The following is a 16,530-nucleotide window of genomic DNA, read 5'->3' as shown; positions in this document are numbered from 1 at the left end:
ATTTTATGCTTGGGTACGCTCAAACTCCTTCATAAATTCTACCAAAGTATCAATCCCCTTCTGAGGCATTGCATTGTAGATACTAGCCCTCATCCCACCCACCGATCGATGTCCTTTAAGATTCGTTAAGCTGGATTTTTTTGCCTGTTCTAGGAAGCGTTCATCTAAACTAGGGTCAGATAAGGTAAAAGGTATATTCATCCATGAACGAGAAGCCGGCTCTACTGGGTTATGATAGAAACTACTGCTGTCAATGAAATTATAAAGGGTATCTGCCTTAGTGCGATTTATTTGTGCCATAGCCGCAAGCCCTCCCTTTTTTTTCAGCCAGCTAAAAACTAAGCCCGATATATACCAAGCATAAGTAGGCGGCGTGTTATACATTGAGTCATTATCAGCCTGCACCTGATAATTAAACATGGTGGGCGTACCTTCCAAGGTTTGCCCCATCAGATCGCGGCGTACAATCACAATAGTTAACCCCGCACAACCAATATTTTTCTGCGCTCCGGCATAAATGGCACCAAAGCAGCTAACATCTACTGGGCGCGATAACAAGGTAGAGGACATATCTACTACAAGCGGTATTTCTCCCATCTTTGGAATCCAATGAAACTCCACCCCAGCAATAGTCTCATTAGGCGTGTAATGGAAATAAGCGGCCTGCGGGTTTAGATTCCAATCCCGTTGAGGTGGAATAGTTTTAAATCCCGTTTTTTCAGTACTAGCGACTACATTGACTTTGCAGAATTTACGCCCTTCATCAATCGCCTTCTTAGACCAGTGCCCTGTACAAAGATAATCCGCTTCTTTTTTTCCTCGAAGTAAATTCATGGGAGCCATAGCAAATTGACTAGCGGCACCTCCTTGAAGAAATAAGACTTTGTAGTCATCAGAAATAGCCAGCAATTCTCGAAAATCTGCCTCAGCCTGTTCAGCGATAGACATAAATTGCTTACCTCGGTGAGACATTTCCATGACTGACATCCCAGTACCGCGCCAATCAAGCATTTCATCACGAGCTTGTTCCATCACTTCAACGGGCAACATAGCTGGCCCAGGGCTAAAATTGTAGACACGTGCCATAGTTTTACCTCCTTTGATCTCTTTACTCTTTAATAACACCCAGATTTCTATACTGCAGCCTCTTCATCTTCAACAATCCGATCAATACCTACCAAACGTTCACCTCCTGAGAGATTAATGAGCTTAACCCCTTGAGTATTACGCCCCATAAGTGGAATATCACGTACTGGAGTGCGGATTAACGTCCCGCCATCAGTAATCAGTACTATGTCATCCTCTTCTTCTACTTGTACCGCACCAATGACCCGACCATTTCGTGAGGTTGTGCGAATAGCAATAATTCCTTGTCCCCCACGGCCTTGAAGGCGATACTCATTAATCGAGGTACGCTTACCGTAACCTAATTCAGTGACTGTTAAAATAGCACCACTTTCAGCAATAATAAGTGCAATTACGCGCTGATCTGATGAAAGCTCTATACCCTTAACCCCATGAGCAGTGCGACCCACTGACCGAACATCTCTTTCTGAAAAATGAATTACTTTACCCCCTGAGCTAAACAGCATAATTTCCTGCTTACCATCGGTAAGCGCTACATCTACCAGCTGATCACCTTCATATAAATCCAACGCGATAATTCCACTTGGGCGTGGACGAGAAAATTCTGCTAGAGAAGTTTTTTTGACTACCCCCAAAGAAGTCACCATAAAAACATATTTACCCTCTTCAAATTCTCGGGTAGAGAGTATTGCATTTATCCGTTCTCCCTCCTCCAAAGGTAGAAGATTAACAATAGGCTTACCTCTAGCCATCCGCGCTCCCTGGGGTAGCTCATAAACTTTCTTCCAATACACCTTTCCTTGGCTTGAAAAACACAACAGAGTATCGTGGGTATTTGCAATAAACAGCTTATCGATGAAATCCTCTTCCTTCATCGTAGTCGCTGATTTACCTCTACCGCCTCGTTTCTGAGAACGATAAGTATCCAAGGCCTGAGTTTTAACGTAGCCAGTATGAGATAAAGTAACGACCACGTTTTCTTCTTGGACTAGATCCTCTAGGCAAAAATCGACACGATTATTCTGAATTTCAGTGCAGCGAGGGCTGTTGTATTGATCTTGTATCTCTATTAACTCTTCCCGAATAACCACCATCAACCGCTCAAAATAGGTTAAAATCTCCAGTAACGATAAAATTAAATCTATAATCTGCTGATATTCATCAATAATCTTATTCTGCTCTAAGCCAGTTAAACGATGGAGGCGCATATCAAGAATAGCTTGAGCTTGATTAGGAGATAACTGGTAACCTGCTGTTTGTAATCCGTATTTTGCTTCTAAATCTTCAGGTCGAGAAGAGTCAGCCCCTGCGCGCTGTAGCATATTAATTACAGTATCTGATGGCCAAGTACGCGCCATCAGAGCATCTCGAGCTTCAGCTGGACTTGAGGAGGCTTTAATCAAAGCAATCACTGGATCGATATTCATTAAAGCGACCGCTAACCCTTCTAAAATATGAGCTCGCTCTCTAGCTTTCCGTAATTCAAACTCAGTACGTCGAGTGACAACCTCTTGGCGGTGCCGCAAAAAAGACTCCAGAACTTGTTTCAGGTTAAGTATTTGGGGTCGATTATCCACTAACGCTACGATATTAATGCCAAAAACGGTCTGCAGCTGGGTATGAAAATACAGGTGATTTAATATTACCTCTGCTAATTCACCTCGCCTTAGCTCTACCACCATACGCATACCATCTTTATCTGACTCGTCTCGAAGACCCACAATACCTTCGATTTTTTTCTCCTTAACAAGATCACTAATTTTCTCTAGTAGCCGAGCCTTATTAACTGTATAAGGTAACTCGGTAACAACAATACTTTCCTTGCCATTTCTATCATCAGTCTCTATGTGAGTACGGGCACGCAGGAGAATTCGCCCTCGCCCAGTACGGTAAGCCTCCTGAATACCTTCAGTACCCATTATAATTCCAGCGGTAGGAAAATCAGGCCCAGGGATATGGGTTATTAACGCATCCACCTCCAAAGCGGGATTATCAATCAGAGCAATACAAGCGCTCAGTACCTCACCCAGATTATGAGGTGGGATATTTGTAGCCATACCCACCGCAATCCCCGAAGATCCATTTACCAGTAGGCTCGGAATTCGGGTTGGGAGTACAACGGGTTCCTGCTCGGCTTCATCATAATTAGGGATGAAATCAACGGTTTCTTTATGGAGATCAGCCAGCAGTTCATGGGCAATTTTTGCCATCCGAACCTCGGTATAACGCATTGCAGCAGGAGGATCTCCATCTACAGAGCCGAAATTCCCCTGGCCATCTACGAGTGGATAGCGCATTGAAAAAGGCTGAGCCATACGTACAATGGCATCATAAACCGAAGTATCACCGTGAGGATGATATTTACCGATCACATCCCCTACAACTCGGGCTGATTTCTTATAAGGTTTATTCCAATCATTACCTAACTGCTCCATGGCGTACAGCACCCGGCGATGCACGGGTTTTAAACCATCACGAGCATCGGGTAACGCTCTACCTACGATAACGCTCATCGCATAATCAAGGTAAGATTGCCTCATCTCATCTTCAATATTAACCGGAAGAATTTCTTGGGCTATTGCATCCATATTATATTATTAGCTTTTGGCCTCTATGAGCGTTAACTCAATCAATCTGAGTAGGTAAAAAACATTAGATATTTAATATTTTACCATACTCTTCGGAGTTAACAGCTTATGCGTCGTAATCGTAATACCTCTATAAGGGGGCGGCAAAAATGATTGAGCTTATTCCTACTCTAGGGATGATTCTTTAAAAAGCCGACGTAAATCGTTTTCAAAATTTTGCAATATAGTCTCTAGACCCTTATTCCAGCCTTGAATCAACGCTTGCGGCGTTGAACTTGGAATCTCTGCCTCAATCCGAAAGCCAGTTTGAAATACGATTTTAGGAGGGTTAGTTGCTAATGGATCAAGTAGAAAGAACTGGATTTCCATAACCGCTTGTAATCCTTTAGGATCAGTAAAATCACCGTATAGGGCAGTGATGGCCCCTTCTAACAGGTGAGTCACCTTTAAGCGGCTTTCCCCTTCAACTATCGCGCCAAATAGCCCAGAATTTCCAAGATACCGAGTAACTTGATCGGTTACGAGCACTTGGGGAGGGAGCATAAATGCTTGATTTTTTTCGGTGTGGTACCAAGAATCACCTTTCTGGTAAACCAAAGTTTGGCTTTGATAACGAGGGCTTATTCGAAATTGGCTTACCTCTAATACCCGTTCTCGGGCTTTAGGCGACGGCTGATCTAATACCCGTTTTACTTCCAACGTGTAATGATTTTCCACCACTTCTTTCTGACTGCCAAACAAGGAACATCCTGCAAACGTCAAAGCAAATAAACAAACTAAATAATTTAGGCGAGCACTCATCATGGCAGCTAAAAATGTCTTTAAAAATGGGAAATAATAAAGAAATACAAGAAAGAGCGGGTAACATTATAGAAAAATTTTTTACTGTTTACCTTAACCAGCAATACTTCTAGTAGACCTCATTAAAGATATATACCCTATCTCTAATTTGGTAGTGCGTTTATAATCCTGCTGCTTTTTCAATTGCTCCTTTATTTTTAATCATTTAATCTTAGTAACTATTAGTAATTAATCGCTAATCCCTTTAAACATGAAGTAAATATGGAGCTATTCAGAGCTAAAATTCGTGATATTCCTAATTTTCCTCAGCCGGGGATTTTATTTAGAGATATTACGCCACTTATTAAAGACCCTGCTGCCCTGCGTTTAGCTGTACGTGAAATTTTACACCCATTTCTTAGTCGAAACATTACGGTAGTTGCTGGAATAGAGGCTCGAGGATTTATATTTGGGTCATTAGTAGCTTGGGAGCTAGGGGTTGGATTTGTTCCGTTACGCAAACCGGGCAAACTTCCCTATATTGTTGAAAGCATCTCCTATAATTTAGAGTATGGATCTACCAATTTGGAGGTACATACCGATGCCTTCAGCTCTGAAGATAATGTCCTACTTGTGGATGATTTACTAGCCACTGGGGGTAGCGCCAAAGCAGCGTGTAATCTTATTGAACGTCTAGGTGCAACGGTTACTGCCTGCGCTTTTGTGATCGAGTTAGACTCATTAAAAGGCAGGGAACAGCTTTCTAATTATGTAATACATTCACTGTTGCATTATTAATCCTAGTCATCCTATTAACTCCAGAAGCTTTAGAAAATGCCTAAAAGCCAAGCTTGCCGTGCTGCTATCATTTCAGCGCTAGCAGTTGGATTGAAGGTCAACACGCAGGTATCTTGTGGCGCTAGCTTTAAGGTTACTGCAAACTTTCTAAGCTCATCCTGACGAAAAGCATGGATTTGAATGGTGATCTCTGAAGGGTAACTTTCTATGATCTTTTCCAAATTACTTGCTGTCGCCCTAATACCCTCAACCGCAACCACAATATCCCCAGCAGCTAGCCCCGCTAGCTGAGCAGCGCCACCCTCAAAAACCTGACTCAGCTTAGCCTCTCTTTTATTGGAAACTAACCGAACGCCCAGCACAGTTCGAGGGCTGCCCCCTTTGCCCAAAGTACCTCCCTTATCTTCACTGGATTCTGAGCACCGTAATTGATAGATAATCCCAACATCGGCAAATAAAGGGGCTAAGTTAATATCCTCAGTTCCGCGTAAAGCGGAATCAAAAAAATCACTTAGATCAAGCCTAGAGATCTCTCCAACCAATTGTTCTATCCCAGATTCAGGCACTCCCATCTCAGTTTTTCCATAACTATCCCAAAGTATTTTCATCACTTTATCTAAAGAATACTTGCCTTGAGTTTCCCGTCGTAGGGTTAAATCCAATGCTAAGGCTACCAAGGATCCTTTAGCGTAATAACTCACAACCGCATTAGGGGTATTCTCATTGGGTTGATAAAATTTAATCCAAGTATCGAAGCTAGACTCAGCTAAACTTTGCTTAAACCGCCCTGGGGTTCTTAGCACTCGGGTGATGGTTTGCCCTAAAACTTCTAAAAAGTTCTCCTGACTAATTAAGCCTGAACGTACCAATCCAAGCTCATCGTAATAAGAGGTAATGCCCTCAAAAGCCCAAAGTAAGTGGGTATAATTCTCACAGCCTAGCTTATAGGGAGTAAAAACAGCAGGTTTGATGCGTTTAATATTCCAAGTATGAAAATACTCATGGCTACAGAGGCCCAGAAAATTTCGATAACTTTCCCGAGTTTTAACCTCTCCAGCACGGGGCAAATCATCGCGGCTACAAATTAGAGCCGTTGAAGCCCGGTGTTCTAAACCGCCATATCCTTCCCCAGTAGCTGTTATCAAAAACAGATAACGATCCATGGGAGCAGGCACGCCAAAGAAGTGAATATGCCATTCACAAAGGGTTTTCAGATCTTGGCAAAGACGATCCATATCAGCTCGATGGCGACCCATAATCACAATATCATGAGGCACATCGCAGGCCTTAAAAGTAGCTAAACTAAACCGACCCATGACTACCGGATGATCAATAAGCTCATCATAATTTACCGCCTGATAATCACCAAAACCATAAGGTTCAGCCCCTGCCCGAGGCAAAGCCGTCGCTACTCGCCAATCACGATAAATTTCCCCTTCCGGTGGTAAAATAGTCACCGTACAAAGCCGATCTGCTTGACCCTCTACTGTAAGAAACATACAGGAGCCATTAAAAAAACTATGGGTTGTATCCAAACGCGCTCCACGTACTGAACTATCCCAAGCATAAACCTCATAATTAATGACAATTGACCCCTGACTTGGGGCGCAATACCACGTAGATTTATTGAGCTTTTGCACTATAAGCAGATGACCTTCAGATTCTGCCCTTAGTTGCACCACATGCTTAGCAAAATCACGGATTAAATAGCTCCCCGGAATCCAAGCGGGTAGAGACAAACACTGCCCCTTAGGATCTGGATCTGAAATAGCTAACGTTACCTGAAACAGATGGGCTTGAGGGTTTTTAGGAAAAATAGTGTAGTGAATGGCCGACATTATTGATTCTCTTATTCAAGCTCAAGGCGATTATTACTATCTTACGTTCTGGCAGCAGCCCTATATAGCCAAACCAAGCCAATAGCCGCTGAAATCCCAGAGGCAAGCAAAATACCAATTTTTGCTTGCTCTATATATAGTGGGTCTAAAAAAGCAAGTTGATTGATAAAGATCGACATAGTAAAACCAATCCCCCCAAGCCACGCAGCGCCAAGTAAATACTGCCAATCCACGCCTGTAGGCAGCTGCCCTAATCTAAAATACACGGCTAACCAACTAAACAGACTGATACCCATAAATTTCCCTACCGCAAGGCCAAGCATAACGCCCAAAGTGACTTTTTCTGATAAGGTTTCTATCCAGATAATATGAGATAAATCAATCCCCGCATTTGCAAGGGCAAAAATGGGCACAATCACAAACGTAACCCACGGATCTAAGATTCGCTCCATCCGCTGTAGTGGGCTTTGAGCAGCAATAGCCGTAGCTTCTACTGCCACCGAAAAAGAGCTATCTTTTTGCGCTTGAGCAAAAAATTTTACGAGCTGCTGACGAAAATATTCTGGCTTGTGAACCGCCCAAGAAGGAATAGTTATCGCTAATAGAATTCCCGCAATTGTGGCATGCACCCCTGAGATAAGCACGGCATACCAAAGCGCTGTGCCAACCAACAGATAAGGCAATGGATGACGAATACCCCCTCGATTAAATAGCAATAACAAGATAAATAATATACCCGCAGCAACCAAGGCAATAATACTCAAAGTGGAAGTATAAAAAATGGCGATCACTAACACCGCACCCAGATCATCAATAATGGCCAAAGCGGCTAAAAAAGTCACCAAGCTCTTTGGAATCCGCTGTCCTAACAACGTTAAGACCCCAACCGCAAAAGCAATATCAGTCGCCATGGGAATCCCCCACCCGGAGGCAGCCTCAGTATTCAGGTTAAAAACAGTGTAAATCACAGCAGGAACTACCATTCCACCGATGGCGGCTACAATAGGTAAGGCGGCATTTTTTATCGAAGCCAGCTCCCCCATCAAAATTTCATACTTAATTTCCAGCCCCATAAACAAAAAGAAAACAGCCATGAGACCATCATTAATCCAATCACGCCAAGAAAGCTTCAGGGTAAAATGATTCTCAACCGAGAACATAAGCTGCTGCTCCCAAAAATGGCGGGTAGTCTCCGCTCCTAACCCAGTGGCCAATACAAGAGCTAAAACAGTGGCCATCATTAACATGATTCCTCCAGCAGTAGGCTGCTGAAGAAAAACTTTGATGGGAGATAAAATGCGATTAAACAGCGATTCTAAAGGATAACGATTAATATCTGTCATAGACGATAAGGCTAAGATGATCTTAGAATTAGCGGATGCTAACCTAAAAAGTATACAGAATACTGGTAATACTGCCGTGTTACCTTCCAGCAAGTCTGAATTTTTTACAGTTAGCGATGTATTAAAATGAAGAGCATTTAAAATTGACCAAAATTGAGATACGAATAAAGCCTAAGTTTTTAATTCCTGATTATGTACTCATAATATTATTAAAGCAGGCGTATTTGCTCTAACCATTTCATAATATCAAAATTTATAGTAACTAGTAGACGTAAATGCCAATGAATTTTCCTACTGAAAATCTCCGAATTAAAGACCTAAAAGAGGTGATTCCACCCGCCCAGCTCCAAGAAGCGTTACCTATTAGCCAGAAGGCTTCAGAGACAGTCTATCAAACGCGACGATCCATTCAGGAAATACTCAATGGAAACGATGACCGTCTGTTAGTGATAGTGGGTCCTTGTTCTATTCACGATCCTAAAGCTGCATGGGAGTACGCCAAAAGGCTGAAAATACTGATTAATAAACTTACCAATGACTTGCTCATTGTGATGCGGGTTTATTTTGAAAAACCGCGCTCTACCGTGGGATGGAAAGGATTTATCAACGATCCTTATTTAGATGGTAGCTTTCAGATCAATGAAGGACTACACCTAGCTCGTAAGCTGTTATTGGATTTAGCCACCGCTGGAATCCCAGCCGGTACTGAATATTTAGACTTAATTAGCCCCCAATACATGACTGATCTGATTTCATGGGGAGCCATAGGGGCACGTACCATTGAAAGCCAAGTACATCGAGAGCTAGCCTCTGGCCTATCCTGTCCCGTTGGGTTTAAAAACGCTACTAACGGTAATCTGGATGTAGCCACCGCCGCGATTATCTCAGCCTCACGACCTCATCATTTTCTCTCGGTCACTAAAGCTGGGCATTCTGCTATCTTCTCCACTACAGGAAATCCGGATTGCCATCTCATCCTACGGGGCGGTAAGCAACCCAATTATGATCCAGAAAGCATAGATGAAGCCGCTACTAAGCTCATTCAGGCTGGGCTTCTCCCCCAAGTGATGATTGACTGTAGTCATGGTAATAGCGGTAAAGACCCTAAGCGGCAAATTTTAGTGGCCGAAAATATTGTGGGGCAGATTGCAGTCGGCGATAAACGCATTATTGGGATTATGCTAGAAAGTCATTTAGTAGCTGGCCGTCAAGATATTGTTCCTGATACCCCCCTAATTTATGGACAAAGTATTACCGATTCTTGTATGGGTTGGGAAGAAAGCGAGGAATTACTCTATCAATTTGCAGATGCTGTCCAGAAACGGCGGTTATCTCAGCAATAAGTATTTTTAATCTACCCAAAAATTGGGGTTAGGAATTTATCTTTTCGGATCGCTGCCAAATCAAAAACTGATTGTTGGCGGGCATAGCATAATCCTCTTTTAGCTCTAACCCCTGTTCCTCTGCTAACGTGTTTACCGCTTCAAAATCACGAATACCCCGCTCAACGTCTTGGGCTTTTAACCAAGAATCAAATTCAGCATTACTCAAGCTCGTATAGTTTCCCTGATAACGAAACGGCCCATATACACACAGTAAGCCCTTGGGTTTTAGCAGCGCACCTACCCCCTTAAAAAACAACTCCACCTCTTCCCAAGCTAAGATATGTAACGTATTGGCGCTGAATATATTTGCCACCGAGTCCAGCGGCCATAGCGGCTGATTTACATCTAACACTAGAGGCGTTAACACATTGCTTGGAGCAGAAAGGCTTACTAAATTTTCTTTTAGTATCGCTATCCCTTCCAGAGTCTCCGTAGGCTGCCATGTTAGATGGGGTAACTGCTTACCAAAATACACCGCATGCTGACCTGATCCGCTCCCTATTTCCAGCACCTGATGGCAACCTTTAAGCACTCTTTTAAGAATTTCCAAAATAGGCTGCTTATTATTTTCGCAAGCTTGAGAGAAATACTTCATACGTTTAGTAAACTGTATAAAATCCCGACTGATCGCGTGACGATCAATCGGGAATAGCCACTTCAAAATATCATTGAAGTAGATTAAAGAGATTGACTGGCCGCGCGTCGACCCATCACCCCCAATAGCCCCACCCCTAACCCTAACAGCGCTAGGCTTGAGGGTAGGGGCACATCTACTGGCTTGAGTATTACAAACCGATTTGCATCTGAATATGGTGTTCCGTCACTCAATTTTAGATCTACTTGGCCTAATATCCAGCCATTATTATTGATGTAAATAGGATCATAAAAGCGTGTAATGCTATAGCTGAGACCGTCATAATAAGGAGCCGCTCCTGTATCCAGTTTATTACTAATCAGATCCGTAATATTATAGGCAATACCCTTATCATACAGGGTAGCGACACCATCTACTGTGGCTATCCGCTGCCCTTGATCATTTTCATCCGGACTAAAATGGATTGAAGGGGCATAGCTAAAATCAGTGATCTCCTTAAAAGGCACCAATTCTCCCGTATCTGCTTCTATTAGTTCGCTACCGCTGATGCCCTGAGCGGGATTGAGGTTACTGTAATTAAGGATGTATTCATGATACTGGCCTGCACTGTTTTTGCCATAGAAGATATCCTCGCCACCATAGAAAATAACGGGAAGGCCAAGCTCATATATTTCACCTTTAACGTAACCACTACCATTGATCGTTAGACCCTCATCATGGTAGATATTCTCCACACCTATAGTTGGCGAACTATCACCTCCAGGATAATATAGAGGGCCAACGTAGCTATTGTGATGTCCATTACCTATCACTTTGTTCTTATCCGTAATCCCAATAGCACCGTTAAATCCAACCGAATTGAAGAACATAATCTCCGCCACATAAGAAGGCACCGCGTAAGCATTGGGGGTAGTGATGAACCCTAGTAAAATTATACTGGCAGTTAAAAGCCCCTTAAGCTGAAAGCTCACTTTAGTCATTACATCAATATTCTTTACATTCTCGTTCTTAATTTTAAAAATTAGCACGATATAAAACCTCTGTTCTTAGTTTTTAAGTGTTTTGATGGGAATAGCCCTATATCAGGGAGAAAGCTATTCCCATCATTAAGGTTTCTAGCAATATTCGTGCCTTTATTTATTTTAGCTTTAAATTCAATGAGATAAATTAAAATTTATCTTTTATCTTTTATCTTTTATCTTCAAAAATGTAAAAATTAATGACACTTAATGGGTTCTATCTCAAGGGGTTTGATTCTCTTGATGAGGGGGATAAAAGGCTCGTCTTTTAAATATTTAACCTAAAATCAATAATTTATAAATTTATCATCAGTTTGAATGAAGCTTGGATCTTACGATTAGGCAGGTGTTAAGTTTTTTGACACGGTGGAAAGCCTAAATGAAAACTTAGCTAGATTCTCTAAACATGAAATACACGGCTCCCAGCATACATAACGCTGCCCATAGGTAATCCCGTTTTAACGGTTCATGGAGATAAAATAAGGCAAAAGGAACAAAGACAGATAGGGTAATGACTTCTTGTAAAATTTTAAGCTGGCTAACACTTAAAACTGTATACCCCAGCCGATTGGCGGGGACTTGTAATAAATATTCAAAGAAGGCAATGCCCCAGCTGACAAGGGCTGCAATAATCCACGGCTGGTGATTTAACGTTTTAAGGTGAGCATACCATGCAAAGGTCATAAATAGGTTGCTTAAACAGAGCAAACCCACGGCGGCTATAATGGGGTGCATACATATAACTCCCAATCATTATCTTAATGAGAACTCCTAGAGGCTATGATTACCCATCAATCCCCCGATAATAATCACAATACCGATCAGCAGCAGCACAAGATGCATATGATGCATTCGTTGCCATGCTCGCGCTTCGTCCCCGCCGGAACCCTTCATGATCTTTTTTAGCACCCCGCTGGGACCGAGGATAAATAGCATCACCATGAATAATAGCCAGTAGGCAAACATTCCGCTTAGCCACCAGAATTTTGCCATCCCGAATAAAGGCCACCAGTGCTGTATCGCCACCATATACAAGCCGGAAGCCCCCACCAGCAATATGGCAACGCGGGCCTGTAATCCAAAGCGGCGTTCAACCGCACGGAATGCGTCCTGCTGCGAGCCAAACGCACCCTGGCGCAAGGCGGGCAAAAATGAACACGATACAAACGCTAAGCCCCCAATCCACCAGATAACAGCCAGCACATGTATCGCCACGGCAATTATAATCCCCGTCATAATCTCTCCTTTAAAAGCTTTTAAATCAAAGGCTACCTCGTAGAATACATAATGACAACAATATGAGAAAGGGCTTATTTTCTTAACTATCCTAGGAGTAAATCAATGCTTATGTATCCTAATTTAGAACAACTCAGCCAGATGATTGTGGGCATTGCTCAAGAGCAACTCTTACCTCGGTTTGCTACCGTTAAAAGCCAATGGAAAGCAGACGGCAGCCTACTTACCGAGGCGGATTTAGCGATGCAAAATCAGATCGAGCAAGCCCTTACCACCCATTGGCCTCAGTTTGCGTTTCTCAGTGAGGAGATGGAACAAGAAGCCCAACACCGGCTATTAGAAAATACGGATCAAGGAGTCTGGTGTCTAGATCCCCTAGATGGCACCCGTAACTTTGCTGCTGGGATACCTTGTTTCAGCGTTTCCTTGGCCTTGATTTTAAAGCAGCAAGTAGTATTAGGAATCGTGTATGATCCGCTACGCAACGAATGTTTTAGCGCCCAAAAAGGCCAAGGGGTACAGCTTAATGGAAAACCCCTAGGACAGCACCGCCCTATTTCTTCATTGCAAAGCGGTATTGGACTGGTGGATCTTAAACGCTTGCCTTCTGATCTAGCTGCCCGCTTAGCCACAAATCCCCCTTACAGTTCTCAACGCAGTTTAGGATCCGTGGCCTTAGATTGGTGTTGGATAGCCGCTGGTCGTGGCCATGTTTATCTTCATGGCCGGCAAAAACTCTGGGATTATGCCGCCGGTAGTTTAATACTGAGTGAGGCGGGAGGCCATGCCCTCACTTTAGCGGGAGAGCGGGTATTCCAGCCTACCCTTCAGCCTCGATCAGTGGCCGCAGCGCTAGAAAAAGCCCTGTTTCATGAGTGGATCTCTTGGTTAAACATTACCCACTAAGTTTTTAAAGCGTAACGCTAGGCTTATTTTAATACCTTTAGCTGGATACAGCGCGAGGATACTAGGGTTAAGGGAGTTATCCACAAAAATTGTGGATAACTCTGTGGATAACACAAAATTTAATGGTTGTAAGCCATGCAGCAACAAGCTTCATAACAATTTGGTGATAAAATATACAGTTATAATAAATTAAATAAAATCAAATAGTTATAAACTATAGCAAAAATAAATACCCTATCGTCTAGGGATTAAATCCAATTCATCACCCACGGGATAAGTTTGTGAGTATTTAAAATAAACTCTTGACTTTAGCCAAACAAATAGCCTCCTGATTAATCATTTTTAACTCAGGGAGGGGTTTAAAATCATATATTCAATTAGGTTAGTCGATAACTATAATAGGCTGCATAGGTAAATAAGCCCTTTTAGACGTTATAGTTATAACAGTAGTAAAATTTCATATGACTCCCATTGTTAAACAATCTATTTTTTTGCTTTTACCCACTATAATTTTAGGCATTATTTTAGTATTTGGATATGGAGAAGCTAAAGGGCTAGGTGCTTTAGTACAGAAGGATTTTTTGCCTCGCTTATATCATGCAACCATATCAGTAAATTCCAGCGCACCTATCTATGGCTATCAAATTATCCATCACTACCCCCACGACCCTAGGGCTTTTACCCAAGGATTAATTTTTAACGCAGGTTTTCTCTATGAAAGTACCGGCCAATATGGCCAATCCACTGTAAGAAAGGTAGCGCTAGAGACTGGGATAGTATTGCAGCAATATACATTACCCAGCCGCTATTTTGGCGAAGGACTCACCCTCTGGCAGGATAAATTGATCCAATTAACTTGGCAGGAAAAAGTAGGGTTTGTATATGATCAAACCACCTTTAGCCCGCTTCATGAATTCTTTTATCCCACAGAAGGCTGGGGCATTACCCATGATAGCCAGCACCTTATTATGAGCGATGGTAGCTCTACTCTTTATTTCTTAGACCCAAAAAGCTTCCAATTGATCAAGCGGTTACCGATCCATGACGGTACTACTCTGGTGACTCAGCTGAATGAGCTAGAATATGTGAAGGGTGAAATCTATGCCAATGTCTGGCTCACCCATTACATCGCTAGGATTTCACCCGAAACTGGGCAGATATTAGGCTGGATAAACCTTGCTGGGTTATTAAACCAAGGGAGCTATAATCGTGCTGCCGATGTGCTCAATGGTATTGCTTATGATGAACAGCAAGATCGGTTATTTGTGACTGGAAAATATTGGCCGAGCTTGTTTGAAATCAAACTCACTATGTAACCACCAGGAGTAGCTAAAATAAGCGCGAAACATCATCACGGCATTGATGGACTTAGCCACGAAAAATCGTTGCAATGGGTGTTGCTGCTAAATGGAGGTTTTTTAATCACCGAAATTATTGGCGCATTCCTCACTAACAGCTTAGCCCTATTATCGGATGCCACCCATATCGCTAGTGATATTTCCACGCTAATTATCGCCCTAATCGCCGTGCGCTTGGGTCGTCGTCCCCCTGATGCCAAGCGTACTTTTGGTTATATACGGGTAGAGGCCATCGGAGCCATGATCAACGGAATCATATTATTTGCTGTCGCCGGTTATATTCTATGGGAGGCGGCTCATAGATTTAGACACCCACCAGAAATAGCAGCCTCTAGTATTTTAGTGATCGCTGGAATAGGTTTAATAGTGAATATTATTGCAGTGTATCTACTTAGGGTTAGTAGCAGGGAAAATCTAAGCATTAAGGGGGCTTATCTTGAAGCTTGGGGAGATCTATTCAGCTCAATGGCTGTACTGATAGGAACTGTTCTTATTCTGTTTACTGGCTGGAATATTATCGATTCGATCTTAAGTATATTGATTGGCTTATGGATGCTACCTCGCATCTGGGCACTAATGCATGAGGCTGGCAATGTGCTTATGGAAAGTGCTCCTAAAGGGATAGATACCCATGAAATTCGGGCAGCATTGTCGGCAACACCTGGGGTAGATTCTGTGCATGATCTCCATATATGGGCGCTGAGTAGCTCTCAACCCGCCATAGCCGCCCATATTGTCGTGCCAGAGCATGAAAATGCTACCCAACTACAAGGACAACTCATGGAACTACTGAAAACACAATTTGGTATTCAGCATATCACTCTGCAAATAGAATCTTCCGCCTGTGAAGGACCTCATTGTGATAAGTCTAGGTAAAGAAGCCCCTCTAAAAGTAGGCTTGTTTTAGCTTCATGAAAAATCTCGATATAACATTTGGGAAGCAGCGGATGCTGTATATACACCGTTTTTTTTAATTTCAGAGGCTATTCGATGTCCATCGCGTGTAAATTTTGCTAGCATCTTAGATAAGGCTTCTAATCTGCTAGTATCTAATATCATACTTACTATTGTTCCTGAAAAAGTATGCCCTGTATTCAAATGCTGTTTTCCTTGCTTGTCTAAAATAATTGCATGATCACCACTACAAATAAGAAAGCTACCACCTAATTTACAAATTCGACTAATCATATAAAGACCAAAACCTGAGTTATGCCATGGATTATTTCTATCTACCTTAATTCCCTTATAATTTTTACTTGATATAGATGGTGTAAGGGATAACCGTATAGCGTCTGAGTGGTTTTCTATTCTAAGGTATGGGTTCATTGAGAGAGACTTTCTCAAACCAATGCCGTTATCAGAGATAAATATCTCCACACTATCATAAGATGGCCAGTATTGAGCACAATACTCAACAGCCTCTGAGCGACTATGCTCAAAAACATTTCTTATAACTTCTCTAATAAAGAATGTTAAAGCATCAACCAAATTACCATTTTCTTGCTGTGATAATATTTTGGCTAATTTAGCGGCTCTATCTTCTATTTTCTTAGAAAAAGAGCTTATTTTGGCGCAGAATTTAAATATATTTCCAGGTG

The 16,530-nt window shown here is 42.3% G+C and carries 15 protein-coding genes; 5 read left to right on the top strand and 10 right to left on the bottom strand.

Translation table 11 applies throughout. The features are described 5' to 3' along the window. Window positions 1-3 precede the first annotated feature (3 nt). The 3 genes from serC to TAO_RS04445 all read right to left on the bottom strand — a co-directional run bounded on the left by serC (window position 4) and on the right by TAO_RS04445 (window position 4,478). Entirely contained in the window at window positions 4-1,086 is a 1,083-nt protein-coding gene (gene serC / locus TAO_RS04455) for a 3-phosphoserine/phosphohydroxythreonine transaminase (RefSeq protein WP_096527756.1), read from the bottom strand. Between the two features lie 47 nt (window positions 1,087-1,133). Continuing rightward, complete coding sequence (gyrA, locus tag TAO_RS04450; RefSeq protein ID WP_096526802.1) at window positions 1,134-3,674, bottom strand: DNA gyrase subunit A; 2,541 nt, start codon at window positions 3,672-3,674, stop codon at window positions 1,134-1,136. Window positions 3,675-3,839: 165 nt separating this feature from the next. Next, the gene (locus tag TAO_RS04445) at window positions 3,840-4,478 is read right to left on the bottom strand and encodes an ABC-type transport auxiliary lipoprotein family protein (protein ID WP_096526801.1); all 639 of its coding nucleotides are present in this window, start codon (window positions 4,476-4,478) and stop codon (window positions 3,840-3,842) included. 258 nt (window positions 4,479-4,736) lie between these two features. Between TAO_RS04445 and TAO_RS04440 the strand changes: the two genes are divergently transcribed. After that, complete coding sequence (locus tag TAO_RS04440) at window positions 4,737-5,252, top strand: adenine phosphoribosyltransferase (RefSeq protein ID WP_096526800.1); 516 nt, start codon at window positions 4,737-4,739, stop codon at window positions 5,250-5,252. Window positions 5,253-5,281: 29 nt separating this feature from the next. Here the strand turns inward: TAO_RS04440 and TAO_RS04435 are convergent, their stop codons facing one another. Next, window positions 5,282-7,090 carry a M61 family metallopeptidase gene (locus TAO_RS04435; RefSeq protein WP_096526799.1) on the bottom strand — a complete coding sequence of 603 codons (1,809 nt, stop codon included), beginning with the start codon at window positions 7,088-7,090 and terminating at the stop codon, window positions 5,282-5,284. Window positions 7,091-7,131: 41 nt separating this feature from the next. Continuing rightward, on the bottom strand, window positions 7,132-8,433 hold the full coding sequence (gene nhaA / locus TAO_RS04430; RefSeq protein ID WP_096526798.1) for a Na+/H+ antiporter NhaA: 1,302 nt from the start codon (window positions 8,431-8,433) through the stop codon (window positions 7,132-7,134). A gap of 281 nt (window positions 8,434-8,714) precedes the next feature. Between nhaA and TAO_RS04425 the strand changes: the two genes are divergently transcribed. Then, a complete protein-coding gene (locus tag TAO_RS04425; RefSeq protein WP_096526797.1) occupies window positions 8,715-9,776 on the top strand; it encodes a 3-deoxy-7-phosphoheptulonate synthase in 1,062 nt (353 codons plus the stop codon). Window positions 9,777-9,804: 28 nt separating this feature from the next. On the opposite strand, the gene TAO_RS04420 is transcribed toward TAO_RS04425, so the two are convergent. From TAO_RS04420 to TAO_RS04405, 4 genes are all read right to left on the bottom strand, one after another. Beyond that, window positions 9,805-10,479 carry a DUF938 domain-containing protein gene (locus TAO_RS04420; RefSeq protein ID WP_331712984.1) on the bottom strand — a complete coding sequence of 225 codons (675 nt, stop codon included), beginning with the start codon at window positions 10,477-10,479 and terminating at the stop codon, window positions 9,805-9,807. 17 nt (window positions 10,480-10,496) lie between these two features. Next, a complete protein-coding gene (locus TAO_RS04415; RefSeq protein WP_096526795.1) occupies window positions 10,497-11,441 on the bottom strand; it encodes a PEP-CTERM sorting domain-containing protein in 945 nt (314 codons plus the stop codon). Window positions 11,442-11,819: 378 nt separating this feature from the next. Further along, on the bottom strand, window positions 11,820-12,167 hold the full coding sequence (locus TAO_RS04410) for a DMT family protein (protein WP_096526794.1): 348 nt from the start codon (window positions 12,165-12,167) through the stop codon (window positions 11,820-11,822). 36 nt (window positions 12,168-12,203) lie between these two features. After that, window positions 12,204-12,668, bottom strand: a complete 465-nt coding sequence (locus tag TAO_RS04405; RefSeq protein WP_096526793.1) for a hypothetical protein — start codon at window positions 12,666-12,668, stop codon at window positions 12,204-12,206. Between the two features lie 111 nt (window positions 12,669-12,779). Here TAO_RS04405 and TAO_RS04400 point away from each other — a divergent pair, with 111 nt between their 5' ends. The 3 genes from TAO_RS04400 to TAO_RS04390 all read left to right on the top strand — a co-directional run bounded on the left by TAO_RS04400 (window position 12,780) and on the right by TAO_RS04390 (window position 15,808). Next, the gene (locus tag TAO_RS04400) at window positions 12,780-13,574 is read left to right on the top strand and encodes an inositol monophosphatase family protein (protein WP_096527755.1); all 795 of its coding nucleotides are present in this window, start codon (window positions 12,780-12,782) and stop codon (window positions 13,572-13,574) included. A gap of 461 nt (window positions 13,575-14,035) precedes the next feature. Then, window positions 14,036-14,890: a glutaminyl-peptide cyclotransferase gene (locus tag TAO_RS04395; protein WP_096526792.1), complete on the top strand. Its 855-nt coding sequence runs from the start codon at window positions 14,036-14,038 to the stop codon at window positions 14,888-14,890. A 69-nt stretch (window positions 14,891-14,959) separates the two neighbouring features. After that, the gene (locus tag TAO_RS04390; protein WP_269459381.1) at window positions 14,960-15,808 is read left to right on the top strand and encodes a cation diffusion facilitator family transporter; all 849 of its coding nucleotides are present in this window, start codon (window positions 14,960-14,962) and stop codon (window positions 15,806-15,808) included. A 33-nt stretch (window positions 15,809-15,841) separates the two neighbouring features. Here the strand turns inward: TAO_RS04390 and TAO_RS04385 are convergent, their stop codons facing one another. After that, window positions 15,842-16,420 (bottom strand): hypothetical protein, encoded by a 579-nt coding sequence (locus TAO_RS04385; RefSeq protein ID WP_096526790.1) that lies wholly within the window; start codon window positions 16,418-16,420, stop codon window positions 15,842-15,844. Window positions 16,421-16,530 lie beyond the last annotated feature (110 nt).

Source organism: Candidatus Nitrosoglobus terrae (assembly GCF_002356115.1).
GTDB lineage: Bacteria > Pseudomonadota > Gammaproteobacteria > Nitrosococcales > Nitrosococcaceae > Nitrosoglobus > Nitrosoglobus terrae.
Note: the sequence above shows the minus strand (reverse complement) of the source record. Positions and strands in the feature narration are given on the sequence as shown.